Annotated in this window: 18 protein-coding genes; 5 read left to right on the top strand and 13 right to left on the bottom strand. The window is 68.7% G+C overall.

Going from position 1 to position 15,013, the window contains the following annotated elements; translation table 11 throughout:
• Positions 1-12: 12 nt before the first annotated feature.
• The 6 genes from NMLP_RS00320 to msrB all read right to left on the bottom strand — a co-directional run bounded on the left by NMLP_RS00320 (position 13) and on the right by msrB (position 4,926).
• The gene (locus tag NMLP_RS00320; protein ID WP_015408124.1) at positions 13-507 is read right to left on the bottom strand and encodes a Mut7-C RNAse domain-containing protein; all 495 of its coding nucleotides are present in this window, start codon (positions 505-507) and stop codon (positions 13-15) included.
• A complete protein-coding gene (locus NMLP_RS00325; protein WP_015408125.1) occupies positions 504-2,246 on the bottom strand; it encodes a helix-hairpin-helix domain-containing protein in 1,743 nt (580 codons plus the stop codon). The genes NMLP_RS00320 and NMLP_RS00325 overlap by 4 nt, the downstream gene beginning before the upstream one ends.
• A 31-nt stretch (positions 2,247-2,277) precedes the next feature.
• Complete coding sequence (locus NMLP_RS00330; RefSeq protein ID WP_015408126.1) at positions 2,278-2,721, bottom strand: DUF5788 family protein; 444 nt, start codon at positions 2,719-2,721, stop codon at positions 2,278-2,280.
• A gap of 85 nt (positions 2,722-2,806) precedes the next feature.
• The gene (gene ubaA, locus NMLP_RS00335; RefSeq protein ID WP_015408127.1) at positions 2,807-3,619 is read right to left on the bottom strand and encodes an SAMP-activating enzyme E1; all 813 of its coding nucleotides are present in this window, start codon (positions 3,617-3,619) and stop codon (positions 2,807-2,809) included.
• Positions 3,620-3,748: 129 nt separating this feature from the next.
• Entirely contained in the window at positions 3,749-4,471 is a 723-nt protein-coding gene (locus NMLP_RS00340; protein WP_015408128.1) for a halocyanin domain-containing protein, read from the bottom strand.
• A gap of 59 nt (positions 4,472-4,530) precedes the next feature.
• Complete coding sequence (msrB, locus tag NMLP_RS00345; protein WP_015408129.1) at positions 4,531-4,926, bottom strand: peptide-methionine (R)-S-oxide reductase MsrB; 396 nt, start codon at positions 4,924-4,926, stop codon at positions 4,531-4,533.
• 104 nt (positions 4,927-5,030) lie between these two features.
• On the opposite strand from msrB, the gene NMLP_RS00350 reads away from it, so the two are divergent.
• The gene (locus tag NMLP_RS00350; protein WP_015408130.1) at positions 5,031-5,210 is read left to right on the top strand and encodes a hypothetical protein; all 180 of its coding nucleotides are present in this window, start codon (positions 5,031-5,033) and stop codon (positions 5,208-5,210) included.
• 31 nt (positions 5,211-5,241) lie between these two features.
• Here the strand turns inward: NMLP_RS00350 and NMLP_RS00355 are convergent, their stop codons facing one another.
• Complete coding sequence (locus tag NMLP_RS00355) at positions 5,242-7,551, bottom strand: amino acid permease (RefSeq protein WP_015408131.1); 2,310 nt, start codon at positions 7,549-7,551, stop codon at positions 5,242-5,244.
• 172 nt (positions 7,552-7,723) lie between these two features.
• Here NMLP_RS00355 and NMLP_RS00360 point away from each other — a divergent pair, with 172 nt between their 5' ends.
• The 3 genes from NMLP_RS00360 to NMLP_RS00370 all read left to right on the top strand — a co-directional run bounded on the left by NMLP_RS00360 (position 7,724) and on the right by NMLP_RS00370 (position 9,518).
• Positions 7,724-8,161 (top strand): universal stress protein, encoded by a 438-nt coding sequence (locus NMLP_RS00360; RefSeq protein WP_015408132.1) that lies wholly within the window; start codon positions 7,724-7,726, stop codon positions 8,159-8,161.
• Between the two features lie 218 nt (positions 8,162-8,379).
• A complete protein-coding gene (gene msrA / locus NMLP_RS00365) occupies positions 8,380-8,928 on the top strand; it encodes a peptide-methionine (S)-S-oxide reductase MsrA (RefSeq protein ID WP_015408133.1) in 549 nt (182 codons plus the stop codon).
• A 152-nt stretch (positions 8,929-9,080) separates the two neighbouring features.
• Positions 9,081-9,518 carry a universal stress protein gene (locus tag NMLP_RS00370; protein WP_015408134.1) on the top strand — a complete coding sequence of 146 codons (438 nt, stop codon included), beginning with the start codon at positions 9,081-9,083 and terminating at the stop codon, positions 9,516-9,518.
• Here the strand turns inward: NMLP_RS00370 and NMLP_RS00375 are convergent.
• Positions 9,515-9,787: a hypothetical protein gene (locus NMLP_RS00375; RefSeq protein WP_152024077.1), complete on the bottom strand. Its 273-nt coding sequence runs from the start codon at positions 9,785-9,787 to the stop codon at positions 9,515-9,517. The two genes, NMLP_RS00370 and NMLP_RS00375, sit on opposite strands and share 4 nt — an antisense overlap.
• Before the next feature lie 135 nt (positions 9,788-9,922).
• Between NMLP_RS00375 and azf the strand changes: the two genes are divergently transcribed.
• Positions 9,923-10,690 (top strand): NAD-dependent glucose-6-phosphate dehydrogenase Azf, encoded by a 768-nt coding sequence (gene azf, locus NMLP_RS00380; RefSeq protein ID WP_015408136.1) that lies wholly within the window; start codon positions 9,923-9,925, stop codon positions 10,688-10,690.
• Between the two features lie 117 nt (positions 10,691-10,807).
• Here azf and NMLP_RS15320 read toward each other — a convergent pair whose 3' ends face one another.
• From NMLP_RS15320 to NMLP_RS00400, 5 genes are all read right to left on the bottom strand, one after another.
• On the bottom strand, positions 10,808-10,984 hold the full coding sequence (locus NMLP_RS15320) for a hypothetical protein (protein WP_015408137.1): 177 nt from the start codon (positions 10,982-10,984) through the stop codon (positions 10,808-10,810).
• A gap of 136 nt (positions 10,985-11,120) precedes the next feature.
• Positions 11,121-12,263 carry an ABC transporter permease gene (locus NMLP_RS00385; RefSeq protein ID WP_015408138.1) on the bottom strand — a complete coding sequence of 381 codons (1,143 nt, stop codon included), beginning with the start codon at positions 12,261-12,263 and terminating at the stop codon, positions 11,121-11,123.
• Positions 12,264-12,282: 19 nt separating this feature from the next.
• Entirely contained in the window at positions 12,283-12,948 is a 666-nt protein-coding gene (locus NMLP_RS00390) for an ABC transporter ATP-binding protein (protein WP_015408139.1), read from the bottom strand.
• Positions 12,945-14,096, bottom strand: a complete 1,152-nt coding sequence (locus NMLP_RS15685; protein ID WP_197538034.1) for a hypothetical protein — start codon at positions 14,094-14,096, stop codon at positions 12,945-12,947. Before NMLP_RS15685 ends, NMLP_RS00390 begins: the two co-directional genes overlap by 4 nt.
• A 271-nt stretch (positions 14,097-14,367) precedes the next feature.
• Entirely contained in the window at positions 14,368-14,979 is a 612-nt protein-coding gene (locus NMLP_RS00400) for a DUF309 domain-containing protein (protein WP_015408141.1), read from the bottom strand.
• Positions 14,980-15,013 lie beyond the last annotated feature (34 nt).

Genomic DNA, 15,013 nt, shown 5'->3' on the forward strand with positions numbered 1-15,013 from the left:
CTCCGGGAACCGCTACGCCTCGAGAACCGATTTCATCCGCTCGTAGTGGCTGCCCCGCCAGAACAGCTGCTCGCACGAGCGACAGCGCCAGCAGTCGGTCCCCCCCGGATCGGGGGCGTAGCTGGGCGTGTCGGCCTCCGCCGGGACCGGCTCCAGCGAGCCGTTGCACCGACCACAGTAGGATGGCTCCTCGTCGGGAACGAGTTCGACGCCGGCCGCCCGGAGCTCGCCGAGTTGGGCCTCGAGGTCCCGCTCGGCGAGCAGCACCGCCCCCTCGACGCTGTCGGCCAACTCGACGTCCCGGGTGAGCAGCCGGCGGCCCTCCGCCCCGGCGAGGGCCGCGATACGGTCGTCCGCCTCCAGCCCCCGATCGAGGGCGTAGGCGGCGTCGTACCCACAGACCCGGAGGTAGACAGCCAGCGAACCGAGCATGACGTCGAGCAACAATCGATCGGTCTCGGGACGGATCGCTCCCTCCTCCCGAGCGACGGGTCCCTCCCCCGTCATCCGAGGAACTCGCGGACGCCAGCCGCGTCCCAGCAATTCAACACGTCCGTCGGCTCTGCCCACCCGCGGCGAGCAGTGTGGACGCCGAAGCGAACGTTCGCGTACGCGCCCGTCCCGTGGGCGTCGGTGTTGATGACGACTGTCGCGCCGGCCTCGACGGCGGCCTTGACGTAACCCGAGCGCAGGTCGAGTCGCCTCGGGTCGGCGTTGATCTCGAGGGCGGTCCCGGTATCGGCGGCCGCCGCCGCGAGGCGTTCGATGTCGACGTCGTGGCCGGGCCGTCGGTTCAACAGCCGGCCCGTCGGGTGGCCGAGCACGTCGACCTCGGGGTGTTCGACCGCGGCCACGAGGCGGTCGGTCCCGTCGCCGTCCAGGCCGCTGTGCGGCGAGGCGACCACGCAATCGAGCGTCTCGAGGACGTCCTCGCCGACGCTGATCGAGCCCTCCGAACCGATGTTCGCCTCGACGCCCGCGAGAACGTCGACCGCCGCGCCGTCGTCGACCGCCCGGATCGCGTCGGCGTGCTCGAGCAACTCGGCGTCGTCCAGCCCGACCCCGCCGACCATCCCCGGCCCGGTCGCGTGATCCGCGACCGCGAGGTACTCGTGGCCGAACTCGGCGGCCGCCGCGGCCATCTCTTCGACCGTCGCGGTCCCGTCGGAGGCGCTCGTGTGGAGGTGGAGGTCACCGCGCACGTCGGTCGTCCCGACGAGCTCCGGGAGCGCGCCCTCGGCCGCCGCCTCGATCTCGCCGCGGTCCTCGCGCAGCTCCGGCGGGACGTACTCGAGCCCGACAGCGCCGTAGACGCCGGCCTCGGTCTCGCCCGCGACCCGCTCTCCGACGCGTTGGCCCGCGTCCGGATCGTCGATCCCGGAGACGTCGAAGACGCCGTACTCGTTGATTTTCAGCCCCTGCTCGACCGCGCGGTTCCTGAGCGCGACGTTGTGGGCCTTGCTGCCCGTAAAATACTGCAACGCCGCGCCGAACTCCCCCGGGACCACGACCCGGAGATCAACGCGTTCGCCGTCGGCGCGGATCGAGGCCTTGTTGCCCCCGGCCTCTATCACCGAGTCCGCACCGTCCCAGTCGGCGAACACCTCGACGACGGCTTCGCCGTCCTCGCTCGCTGCCAGGATGTCGACGTCGCCGATCGTCGGTCGCCACCGCCGGATCGATCCGGCCGTCTCGGCGGCGGTGACGGCGTCGAGGTCCCCGATGAACTCGACGAGGCGATCCGCGACGGGGCGGGCGTCGCCGAGTACGCTCCGGGCTCTGGCCTCCCTGGCGAAGGGGATCCGCTCGAGGATGTTCGCCTCGGTCGTCTCGCCGAAGCCCTTCACGCTCCGGATCTCGCCGGCCTCGGCGGCCGCCTCGAGGTCCTCGAGTGTCTCGATCCCGAGCGCCTCGTACAGCGACCCGACGGTCTTGGGGCCGACGCCCTCGACGGCCGTGAGCGCGCCCATCTCGACGGGCATTCCCTCCCGGAGTTCTTCGAGCTCCGCGATCGCGCCCGTCTCGAGATACTCGGCCGTCTTTGCGGCGATCGCCTCGCCGACGTCGTCGATCTCGGCGATGGCGTCCTCGCCGCCGGCTTCGTGGAGGCGCTCGACCGAAACGGTGTGGCCCCGGATGCTCTCGGCTGCCCGGCGGTAGACGTTGGGCTTGTACTCGACGTCGCGCGCCTCGAGGTGGTCGGCCATCTCCTCGAAGAGCGCCGCGACCGCGGCGTTCTCGCTCACGCCGCCGCCCCCCCGCGTTCGCTCGGCCGCCTCATGGCCCCCGCCCCCGTACCTCCGGGCCGTCGTCGTGGCCGAGGGCCTTCTTCAGGAAGTCCATCCAGCGTTTCGTGTCCGCCGCCTCCTGCCGTTTCGCCTCCGCCTCGACGCTCTCGGGGCCGAGGCTCTCGAGGGCCTCGAGCGCCCGGTCGATCCCGATGACCGCGCGGGCGATGCGCTCGCCCTCCTCGAAGCCGACTGCGCCCTCCTCGATCAGCTCCTTGCGTTCGAGGCGCTCGCGCCGCAGGTTGCGCTTGGCCCGCTCGACGCGGTCGCGTTCGCCCGCGGGGACCGTCTCGCGGCGCTTGATCTCGAAGACGAACTCCTGGAGTTGTACCTCCTCGCCCTGGATCTCGATGCACTCTGGGATGTCGACCCCGAGCGTCGACCCCTCCCGGCCGATCCGTTCGAGGAGCTGTTTTCGTTCGTACTCCTGCACGCCCTACAATCGGGCGCGCGGGGACAAATAGTTCCCGTCCGGCCGCCCCCCGGAGGCCGCGTTCGCGCCGGTCGGAGTCGGGGGATCAGACCGTACAGGTGTCCTCGTACTCGACGTCGTGGATCGAGTCGATCCCGCCGTCGCCGCAGACCGGGCAGTCGGGACGGGGTTCGACGGCGATCTCCCTGAAAGTCATATCGGCGGCATCGTAAAATACCATCCGTCCGTCGAGCGTCTCGCCGTACTCCAGGAGGAGTTTGACGGCCTCGGTCGCCTGCATGCAGCCGACGGTGCCCGGAAGCACGCCCAACACGCCCGCAGTCGCGCAGTCGGGGACGGTGCCAGGCTCGGGGGCCTCCGGGAACAGACACCGATAGCAGGGGCCGCCCTCGTTGGCCTCGAACGTCGTTACCTGCCCCTCGAAGCGGAGGATCGCACCGTGCGCGAAGGGGACGCCCGCGAGCGTACAGGCGTCGTTGACGAGGTATCGGGTGGCGAAGTTGTCGGAGCCGTCGACGACGACGTCGTACGCCCCCAGCAGGTCCTCGACGTTGTCGGCCTCGACCCGGCACTCGTGGGTCCGGACCGTCACGTCGGGGTTTTGTCGTTCGACGAACTCGCGGGCGGAGTCGACCTTCGGGCGGCCGACGTCGGGGTCGCCGTGGATGACCTGCCGCTGGAGGTTCGAGCGCTCGACGACGTCGTCGTCGGCGATTCCGAGGGTACCGACGCCGGCCGCCGCGAGGTACTGGACGATCGGCGACCCGAGCCCTCCGGCCCCGATACAGAGGACCGACGAGTCGAGCAGCCGGGCCTGGCCCGCGGGGCCGACATCGTCCATGATGATATGTCTGGAGTAGCGGTCGAGTTGCTCGGCGTCGAGGTCGAGTCCGGTCATGGGTTTCCGTTACGGCCGCCAGTATAAAATCCACCTGGCGACCCGCGTCGTCAGGGGGCCGGGGACCGGGATGTGTGTGCCGTAGCGGAGCGGAATACGCCGACCGCGGAGCCGACGCTCCCGGTGTCGTCAGGCCTCTGTCGTGTCGTCGCGGCGCATCAAGAGAATCACCGCGAACGGCGAGAGGAACGCGACGACAGCCGAAAGCCCGAACAGCGCGAAGACGCCGTTGTCGCCCTGCATCGCCGGCGGGGCCTCCTCGTCGCTTCCCCCGGAGCCGTCGGACCCGGAGTCCTCGCCGGACCCGCTTTCGCTTCCCTCGGAGCCGCCGCCGCCGGACCCGGAGCCCCCGGTGCTCATCTCGCCCACGGAGACGTCCGGGACGCCCTCCCCGGAGCCGACGACGATGGCGCCTTTCATCCCGACGCTCGCGTGTGGGGTACAGACGTACTTCGAAATACCGTCGCTCTCGAAGGTCAACGGGTAGCGCGTGCCGGTCTCGCCGGCGAGGTCGCTCTCGTATCGCTGCCCGGACTCCCGTTCGGTGACGTTGTGTACGCCGCCCGCGCCGGTCCACTCGAAGACGACGGTCGTCCCCGCGTCGACGTGGATCGCCGGCGGGGCGAACGCGAGGCCGTTGTCGCCGGCCCCGACCTCGACGACGACCTCGTCCTCGCCGGTCGCGTCGACCGTCCCGCCGTAGTTGTTCGCGTCCTCGAACCAGCCGCCGTAGTCGAACTCCTCCTGTGCGTGGGCCGGTCCGGCCGCGCCCGCCGCCGTGGCCGTCGCCGCACCGACACCGACACGGAAGAGATCGCGCCGGGTCATCCCGGCCCCGTCGTGAGTTGCCATCCGTGCCGGCCCTTGTCGGTCGGTTTATTTTTACTTTCGGATTACTTTCGCGGTCCCACTCAGGCTTCGTCGTCGAACTCGAGAGCGACCGAATTCATACAGTAGCGCTGTCCGGTCGGGTCAGGCCCGTCCTCGAAGACGTGCCCCAGGTGCCCCTCACACCGCGCGCAGACGACCTCGGTCCGGACCATGCCGTGGCTGCGGTCCTCGCGCAACTCGACGGCTCCTTCCTCGGCGTCGTAGAAGGAGGGCCACCCGGAGTTCGAGTCGAACTTCGTCTCCGAGTCGAACAGTTCGGCCCCGCAACCGGCACACCGGTAGACGCCGTCGGCGTCCGCGCCGAGATGCTCCCCGGAGAACTTCGGTTCGGTCCCCTGCTCGCGGAGGATCCGGTACTCCTCGTCGGTGAGAACCTCGCGCCACTCGGCGTCGGTCTGCGGTAGCTTCGAGTCCATACCTCCGGTTGGGGCTCCAGCCGTTTTGTCGTTGCGGGGGCGGCCCGGAATCCACGCCGGCGCGTGCCGCAAACACAAAGGGGCCTCCGCCGGTCGGGTCGGGTATGCGCACCGAGGCCGATATCCGCGAGCGGATAGAGAAACTGGAAGCCGAGTACGACGACTACGACCCGCCGTCTTCGGAGTACGAGGACGCTGCCGAAGTGGCCGTCCTCCGTGCGATCGAGGAACTCGAGTGGGTCCTAGAGGAGTACGACGGGTCGGCGGGTTTTACGACCTCCTGATCCCGACGGGTCGTCCTCCCACCGGCGCGCGTCAGTTCTCGTCCCCAGCGCCTCCCTCGTTCCCGGCGCCGCCGCCGTCGGCGCGCGCGCCGGCGCCGAAGAGACGCTCTTTGATTCCACGGTCGTGTTTTTTCTCCGCCAGGAGCACCGAACACTCGACGTCGTAGAGGACGTCCAACACGAGCGAGCCCCGGACGAGCCGCGAGAGCAGCCCGCGTTCGGTCGCGCCGATAGCGAGCAGGCTCGCGTCCTCGGCGGCGCGGGCGATGTTCGTCTCGACGTCGCCGGTCTCGACCAGCAACTCGGCGTCCCCGAGGCCGTGTTCGTCAGCCCACGACTCGAGGAACGACCGACCTTCTGTCTCGTCGTCGGCGACGTGCAGAAGCGTCACCTCCGAGCCGAACTCCGCCCGGAGGGTACGAGCAACGGCGGCCGAGAGCTCCGAGTCGGGCCCGCCCGCGGTCGGGACGAGCAGCCGCGAGGGGTCGAAGCCGCGGTCCCGGAAGACGAGAAAGTCACACGGCAGCGAGTACGCGAGCTCGTCGATGGCCGACTCCGCCCGCCCCGGCGAGCCGTGGGCGTTCTCGCCCCAGCCCATTACCGTGACGTCCGCGCCGTAGGTGCGGGCGGCGTCGAAGATCTCCTCGAAGGTCCGGTGTGAGAGGACGACGTGGGTCTCGACGTCGACGCCGAACGTCTCGGCGTCAGTCTGTGCGCGCTCGAGGAGGTCGCCGGCGGCGTCGTGGGCACCGCGGTCGCGGGCGGCCTCTAGGGACGTCTGGTCGGGGACGTTGGCGATGTTGACCGCGACGACCGTCCCGTCGTGTTGGCTCGCAATGGCGGAGGCGAGCGTGATCAGATGCTTTTCCGTGGCGGGGTTCGACAGCGGCACCATCACGCGATAGTCGTCGCCCTCCGGCTGAACCGAGGTCGCCGCCGAGACGGCCGCGTCGGGGAGGTCCTCGGAGCGCGAGAGGATCCACCCGCCCAGGACGCCCCTGGCTTCGACGCGAGTCCGGGCGTAAAGAACGTACCAAAGCGCTGCGAAGGCGACCAGCCCGCCCGAGAGTACGATCACGCGGGGTTCGATGTAGGCGATGAGCGCGAACGACGAGACCGCGCCGACGATCGGGACGACGGGGTACAGCGGCACCTCGAAGTCGGGGTCGTACTCCGGCGGCTCGGCCTCGCGCATCACGATCAACGCGAGGTTCAACAGCCCGTAGACGATGAGGTGCAGCACCGACCCAGCCGTCGCGAGCAGTTCCAGGTTGCCGCCGAGCAGAAAGACGATGATGAGCGCGCCGGTGAGCGCGATCGATTTATACGGCGTACCGAAGCGCTCGTGGATCTCGTTGAGACTGGGCGTGACGATCCGCTCTCTCCCCATCGCGAAGTTGATCCGGGACGACGAGAGGATGGAGGCGTTCGCCGAGGAGGCCGTCGCGAGCAGGCCGCCGAACAGCAACAACCCCCACCCGACGATACCCAACTCGACCCCGAGGAGACTGTACTGACCGAACAGCAGCCGGGCGGCGTCGACGACGGCCGTATCGTTGCCCGCGACGAGGTCGTTCGGCACCGCCGCCAACAGCACGAGCAAGAACAGCCCGTACACGACGGTCACGAGGACGACCGACCCGATGACCGCACGAGGGAGGTTCCGACCGGGATCTTTGATTTCCTCGGCGACCGAGGTGATCTGGACGAAGCCGAGATACGACACGAAGACGATGGCGGTGACGGGCAGCACCTCGCCGGTCGCGCCGGCCGGGGCCAGCGGGCGCAGCGAGGCCGGATCGGCGTTCAGCAGGCCGATGGCGGTGAACAGCCCGAGAATACCCAACAACAGGAGGACGATGACAATCTGCAGGCCACCGGTCTCCTTGGCTCCGGCGTAGTTGACGGCGACGAACAACAGGGCGCCGACGAGACCGATCACCTGTGCAGCCTCGAGAAACAGCGGCCCGACCGACAGCGCGGGCGCGCCGACGAGGGTGTTGACGTACTCGCCGAGGCCGTACATATAAAACGCCGAGGCGAAGGCGAGGCCGAGCCAGTTGGCCCACCCGCTTATCGAGCCGAACAGCGGCCCGAGCGCGCGGTTGATATAAAAATACGCGCCGCCGGACTTCGGCATCGCCGTGCCGAGTTCCGAGGCCGAGAGGGCGGTAAACAGCGCGATGACGCCGCCGAGGACGAACGTCCCCGCGGCGAGGGGACCGGCCCGAAGCACCGCCGTTCCCGGGAGGACGAAGATGCCCGCGCCGATCATCGTTCCGACGCCGATGGTGAGCGCGGCCAGCGGGCCGAGGTCCTTTGCGAGTTCCTCGTCGCTCATTCGATCTCACCCGCGTGCCGGCGGTCGAACGTCCACTCGGCGGGGAGACGACGGCGGAAAAACATAGGCGTTCGTTCCGGTGCGGCTGATTTATATATTGCTAAACACCCCCGACGGCTGGCCGCGGCCCGCAGTCGAAGGTTTATAAATCCCGCGGCGGTAGACGCCGGTCATGACGACCACCCTGGCCGACGGCGGGGGACTGCTCGCACACGTTCTCGTGCCGGTCGCGACCGAGGAGGACGCGCTGGCGACGGCGCGGGCGCTCGAACCCCACGATCCCGGCCGGGTGACGGTCCTCCACGTCGTCGAGAAGGGCGGTGGCACCCCCGACAAGACGCCCGTCGAACAGTCCGAGGAACTCGCCGAAGCGTCCTACGCCGCGGTCCGGACGGTCTTTCCCGAGGCCGACGACCACACCGCCTACGCCCGCGACGTGGTGGGTGCGATCTTCGAGGCCGCCGCCGCGGTCGACGCCAGCGCCGTCGCCTACCGCTCCCGCGGCGGGAACCGCCTCCTCCAGTTCCTCTCGGGGGACCGATCGCTGCGGCTCGTCACCGAGGCGGAGTGCCCCGTCGTCGCGTTGCCGGGCGACTCCGAGGGGGACTGATACTGGTGGACGAAATCAAATAACACCGACTCACGAGTGAGCCGCCGGTCGCTCCGTCGAACGGCGTGATCCTCGTGCGTCGTGTGTATATTCGTTTGTCTGTCAGTATGAGCGGCTCCGATCGAGAATCGACAGCGAAGACGGGGACTCGATCGGCCGTCGGATTGTTCGTGCGGCCCAAGGCGACGATTCAAGCCCCTCGAACCCCAAACGGAGGTATGTCTGACGCTAGCCACGACGACGAACTCGAAACCGCGACGCTCGGGGGCGGCTGTTTTTGGTGCGTCGAGGCCGTACTGAAGGAACTCGACGGCGTCCGGTCGGTTACTTCCGGCTACGCCGGCGGCCACGTCGAGGACCCGAGCTACGAGGCGGTCTGTCGGGGCGAGACCGGCCACGCCGAGGTAGTCCAGGTCGCGTTCGCCCCCGAGACGATCGCCTTCCGGGATCTGCTCGAAGTGTTCTTTACGATCCACACGCCGACGACGCTGAACCGCGAAGGCCCGGACGTCGGCAGCCAGTACCGGTCGGCGGTGTATTACCACAACGACGAGCAACGCCGGGTCGTCGAATCGGTCATCGGAGAACTCGAACCGCTGTACGACGACGACATCGTGACCGAAGTCGAACCGCTCGAGACGTTCTACCCCGCCGAGGAGTACCACCAGGACTACTTCGATAAGAACCCCTCTGACACCTACTGTACGGTCAACGTCAACCCGAAGCTCTCGAAACTCCGGGAGAAACACGCCGAGTTGCTCGCGTGAACGGGGGCGCGTAGCGACGGGGCGGCCGTGTCCCAGCGGCTGCGACGATGCGGTCGGCCGTGTCCCAGCGGCTGCGACGATGCGATCGGCCGTGTCCCAGCGGCTGCGACGACGGGGGTAGTTCTTTGTACCGCTGGGGGAATTTCCCGTGTATGCACGACCGAATCCTGCTGCCGACGGACGGAAGCCGGGGGAACAGCCGTGCGGTCGAACAGGCCATCGGGTTGGCCGCCCAGTCCGACGCCCGACTGCACGTCCTCTTCGTCGTCGAGGACATCCCCTACGCCCCGGAGATGATGGACGGGCAGGTCGAGGCCCGACTTCGGGAGATCGGCGAGGAGGCCATCTCGGACATCCGACAGCGGGCCGACGACGCCGGCGTCTCGGTCGAGACCGCCCTCGAGGACGGCACGCCCCACCAGTCGATCCTCGAGTACGCCGACGAGGAGGGGGTGGACCTGATCGTGATGGGGACCCACGGCCGAAGCGGTCTCGATCGGTACCTCCTGGGGAGCGTCACCGAACGTGTCGTCCGCGGGGCCGACACGCCCGTGTTGACGGTTCGCGTGAACGGCGAGGAGGCGGACTAGCGGTAGCCGAACGTCCGGAGCGCACCCGACCCGGCGGTGACGGCGATCGCCGCCGCGAGCGCGGCGACGAAGAGATACCCTGACGACGTTCGGACGCCGTAGATCGCGGCACCGGCCGCGCCGAACGTCGACACCGCGGCCAGCCAGATAAAACCGATGCCGAGGAGGGCCGTCCGGACGCTGACGATCCCGTCGCGGGGCGGCTCGTCCTCCGGGGGAGATACAGCCTTCGATTCGTCCGGGGTGTCGGGCGGCGATCTCTCGGTCACACCGACGAAAGCGCCCCCGAGCGTATAAATCACTCCGCTCCGGTTCGCGACCCCCAGCTCGAACACTCCGGAGGACACGCCGTTCCCGGGGCGAACCGCACGTTTCTTACCCGGCTGTCGCGTTCCATCGTCCACATGGACGAGACCGTGTTGCTCACCGGGGCCAAGGGATCGGTCGGGACGGCCATCCGCGAGGGGCTCGCCGACGAGTACGAGTGGCGGTACCTGTTTCACAACCCGCCGCCGTTCGACCCCGACCACCCGTACCTCGTCGGCGACGTCACCGACGAGGCCCTCGTCGCCGAGGCCTGCGAGGACGTCGGCGCGGTGGTCCACCTCGCCGGCGACCCCCGCCGCGACGCCCCGTGGGACTCGGTGCTCGAGAACAACATTCACGGCACGAAACTGCTCTACGACGCCGCCGTCGACGCGGGCGTCCCGCGCTTCGTCTTCGCCTCCTCGAACCACGCTGTCGGCCACTTCGAGACCGAGCGCAAACCCGACCTCTACCGGACCGACGACGACTTTCTGCTCGACGGCACCGAGTTGCCCCGCCCCGGCAACCACTACGGGGTTTCGAAGGCCGCCGGCGAGACGATCGGGCGGTACTACCACGACGAGTACGGCATCGACGTCTGCAACGTCCGGATCGGCAACCTCACCCGGGACCACCCGCCGGTCGACTACGAGCGCGGGCAGGCGATGTGGCTCTCCTATCGGGACTGTGCGCACCTCCACGACTGCGCGCTGCGGGCCGACTACGACTACGAGATCGTCTACGGCATCTCCGACAACGACCGCAAATACTACTCCCTCGAACGCGCGAAGGACGTCCTCGGCTACGAACCGCGGGACAACTCCGCGGAGTGGGACGGCGAGAAGCGGGACGCGGCGGGGGAGTGAGAACACACGGAGCGATCGACCGCAGCCGACGACCCGTCCGGGACGTCATTGGTCGTCGAAATAAACCACACACGGACGCCGGAGCGCCTCACTCCACGTTCGATGTCCGGGCTCTTCCTACGCGGGATTGAACCCGAGGACCTCCCCGCAGACGCCGCATTTGTACACCTCGGCCGACCCCTCGACGAAGAGAAACTGATCCAGATCGACTTCGGGAACGTCCGTGACTGTCTCGATATCGTCGTGGGTGACGTCCTCGTTGCAGGTCTCACAGTAGAATGCGTCCTCTGCCATGCCGGACGTACCCCCCGTGTACATACATAGCTTACTGCGGCGTGTGGGACGGCCCCACGACCGCCGGGATGCTATTTCCGCAGGGGCGATCGGTCGACTCGCGGACACCCGATCGACTCGCGAGCGATCGGTCGGCTCACCCTCGAAGCGCCTCGACCGGCGGATCGTTGGCCGCCTTCCAGGCCGGGTACAGCCCGCTCACGACGCTCGCAAAGACGGCGAACCCGAAGCCGTACAGCAGGTACCGCGAGCTCTCCCAGCCGAAGACGAGCACTGCGTCCCCGGCGAGGACCTCGAACAGCACGAGACCGGCCCCGAGCGACAGGACCGCGCCGACGATTCCGCCGATGATCCCGAGGAACGCGGCCTCCGCGAGGATCATCCGGAGCACCTCGCCGCGACGGATGCCGACGGCGCGCAACACGCCGATCTCGCCGCGGCGCTCGATCGTGCTCATCAGCATGATGTTGAGGATCGCGACGCTCGCGACGATAAGCGAGATCAGCCCGATCCCGAGCAGCGCGAGGTTGAGCGTCCCCAAAAAGGAGTTGATATCCGCCTGGACGCTCGCGAAGCTCTGGACGCTCAGTATCTCCTCGTCGTCGTCGTTGAACTCGGCCTCGAGCGTATCGGCGATGGCCGTCGCCGCGTCGCCGTCGTCGGCGACGACCGTCACGGTGTCGTAGTACTCCTGCTCGGAGAGCGCCGACAGCGGGAGGACGAGTTCGTCGCCCCCGGGACCGAACCCGTCGTCGGACTCGATGAACCCCCGGAGTCGATACAGCGTCCCGTCGTACTCGACGGGATCGCCGAGCTCCAGCCCCAACTCCTCGGCCGTGTCAGCGCTCAACAGCGCGCCGGAACGGAGCCGTTCGGGGGCCTCCCCGGCCGACGTCTCGTAGAGCGCGTCGGCCTGGCTCACCCCCGTGACGGAGACGCGGGCGCGCTCGCCGCTCCGCGTGGTGAGCGTCGTCGCGTTGGACTTCTGCGGGACGACGTCGGCGTCGACGACGACGCTCCGGATATCCTCGACCTGATCGTCGGTGACGCCGTCCTGGTCGCTGTCGGCCCCCGAGGAGACGATCACGTCGCTCGTCAGGCTCCCCAGGTCCGTGTTCGCCTGCTGTTGGATCGCCGCCCCCGCCATGCCCAGCGAGACGATGGCGACGACGCCGATGACGATGCCGAGCGTCGCCAGCCCCGTCCGGACGCGGTTGCGGCCGAGGTTCTGCCAGGCGATCTCGACGCTCGGAAAGCGCCGCAGCGGCCGGAAGCTCACGGGCGATCCCCCCCGCGGCTCACGACTGGATCCTCCCGTCGACCAACTCGACGACCCGGTCGGTGTACTCGAGCAGCTGTTCGTCGTGGGTGACGGCGACGATCGCGACGTCCTCCTCCTCTTTCAGTCGGGTGAGTTCCTCGAGGATGGTCCTGCTCGTGTCCTGATCGAGGTTGCCCGTCGGCTCGTCGGCCAACACCACGTCGGGTTCGTTGATCAGCGAGCGGGCGATTGCGACGCGCTGTTTTTGCCCGCCGGAGAGCTCCTCCGGCGTGTGGTCGAGCCGGTCGCCGAGCCCCACCCGTCCCAGCAGGTCGATCGCCCGGTCGCGCCGGTCGACGGAGGTGTCCCACCGCGAGGGCAACTCGACGTTCTCGATGGCGGTGAGCATCGGCAACAGGTGAAACGCCTGGAAGACGAAGCCGAGCTTCGAGCGACGCTCCTCGGTGAGCTCGTCCCCCGTGAAGTCGGTCACGTCCGTCCCGTCAAGAAAGACGCTGCCCTCGGTCGGCGTATCGAGCAGGCCGATCAGGTTGAGCATCGTGCTCTTTCCCGACCCGGAGGGACCGATGATCGTCACCATCTCGCCGTGACGGGCGTGGAAGTCGACACCCTTCAGCGCCTCGACGACGTTCTGTCCGCTCCGATACCGCTTGACGACGCCGTCGAGCTCGATGACGTTCACCGCCTGCGCCATACATACACACCCGTACCGAGAACTGCGATCGCGCCGAGGCCGACCGCGATCGCCACGATCGGGAGGCCGCCGGCGTTGCCGCCGCTGCCGCTTTCGGCCGCCGGCGTCACCCCGCCGGTCCCCGCGAGTTCGATCCGTTGGGTCGTCTGCACCCGCTCGTTCTCGGCGATGTAGGAAATCTCGACGGGGACGGACGACGCGTTCGGCGGCGTCTCCGCGGTGAGTTCGAACGTCGCGAACTCGCCTTTTTCGACGTCCCCGACAAAGTACCTGCCGGACGGCGACACCGGCCGTACGCCCCCTGTGTCGGGCACCTCGACGAGGACCGATCCGGCGTCGGTGCCGCCGACGTTCGAGGCGTCGCCCTCGAGCGCGACGCCCGTCGCGGTTCGCGTCGTCTCGACGCTCGTGAGCAGCATCTCGCCGAGCACTTCCTCGCGCTCCCGCAGGTCGATCGTGTGGGTCGCGGTGTGAGAGCGGTCGTTCGCCCTGAAGTCGGCTTCGAAGGTGACGCGCTCGTTCGAGACGCTCCGCGTGTCGAAGACGGCCGTCCGGTTCGTCTCGGGGTCCAAATCGAAGACGTACGCCCGGTCGATCACCGTGCCGTTCGCGCTGGCGGCTATTCGCACGTCAGTGAACTCTACGTTGCCGGCGTTCGTCACGTCCAGTCGGGTCGTCCCGTACTGCCCGTCGTCGGCGTCGGCGTCCAGTTGGGCGCGCACCCGCGGCTCCTCGACGTCGAGTATCAGCGGGCTCTCGTAGGTCTTGATCGTGCCGTCCTCGCCCTTCACGACGACGTTCACAGTGAGGTCCTTCTCGCCCGCCGTCTCGAACGTCGCCGACATCGGGACCGTGACCGATCCCCCGGGGTCGAGCGCGCCGACCTCCTCGACCCGGACGAACGTCTTCGCCCCCGGTGCCGTCCGGAGGTAGACGTCGGTGACGTCCAGGCTCCCGTCGCTGCTCTCGAGGTTCGCGATCGTGGTCTCGACGATCACGCTGTCGCCCGTCACGGGATCGTCGGTGGTCACGTTCACGTCGGTGATCTGTCCGTTGGCCTGTGCCGCGGACGTAGAGACTGCCACGACGCCGAGGCCGGCGAACGCGAGCGTACACACCGCGATGCAAACTGCCACCCGTCGTACGTTCGTACGTCCCGTCGTCGCCCCGGTCGAGTCGTCGGCCGGCCCCGGATCCCGAGGCCCGTCACCGATCGTATCGAGACCGTACATCAGTTACTGGCTACACACAAACACCCGCCGAGTTAAACAGTTGTCATCCCACGGTCAGATGTCCGGGACCCGTCCGGACGGTTCTCGACAGTTCGGATTCGCGTCGCGCTCTCGGACCCGTCTCAGGTATCCGGACATCGCCCGGTGCCCCTCCGGACCGGCTACCCGCCTCGGTTCACTCGAAGAGCCCCTCGACGTCGGCCGCCCGCGACCGTCGTCGCCCGACGTGCTCGCGCAATCGCTGTCGGACGATCGGCGTCGGATCGCGCACGCAGTCCAGCGTGAGCGTCACGAACGGGCTGGACTCGTCACCCGCGTCGAGGTCGGATTCCGCGTAGCCGAGGGCCGCCCGGAGCAGGTCGTCGTCGTCCGTCTCCGCGACCGCTTCCGCCGCCGCCACGACGCCCCCCGGGGTGAGGTCGTAGACGCCGACCGCCTCGCCGCCGAGGCGGACCTCCGGCGGTGACTCGCGGGTAGCGAGGTCCGGATCCGTGACGAGCCGCCCGAGCCACCCGACGAGCGCGTCGACGGCGAGCCGCTCGCGGACGCCCGTCCCGGTGTCCCCACCGGCGTCGATGTACCCGACCGCGCTTTCGGCGAGGCCGGCCGCGCCGGTCTCGTTGCCGCTCCGCGATTTATGTACGGCGGCGCACGCCTGTATCAGGCCTTGTAAATAGTCGTCGCGTTCGCCGGCCGGCGCCTCGAGCCACAGCTCCTCGAGTGGTTCGTGGGCCGCGAGGTGGCGGCCGACGTTGTAGAGGGCGATCCCGACCCGCAGCCGATCCATACTCGTCCGTTCCGCCCGCGTATATAAATGGTCG

It is taken from the genome of Natronomonas moolapensis 8.8.11, assembly GCF_000591055.1.
Lineage (GTDB): Archaea > Halobacteriota > Halobacteria > Halobacteriales > Haloarculaceae > Natronomonas > Natronomonas moolapensis.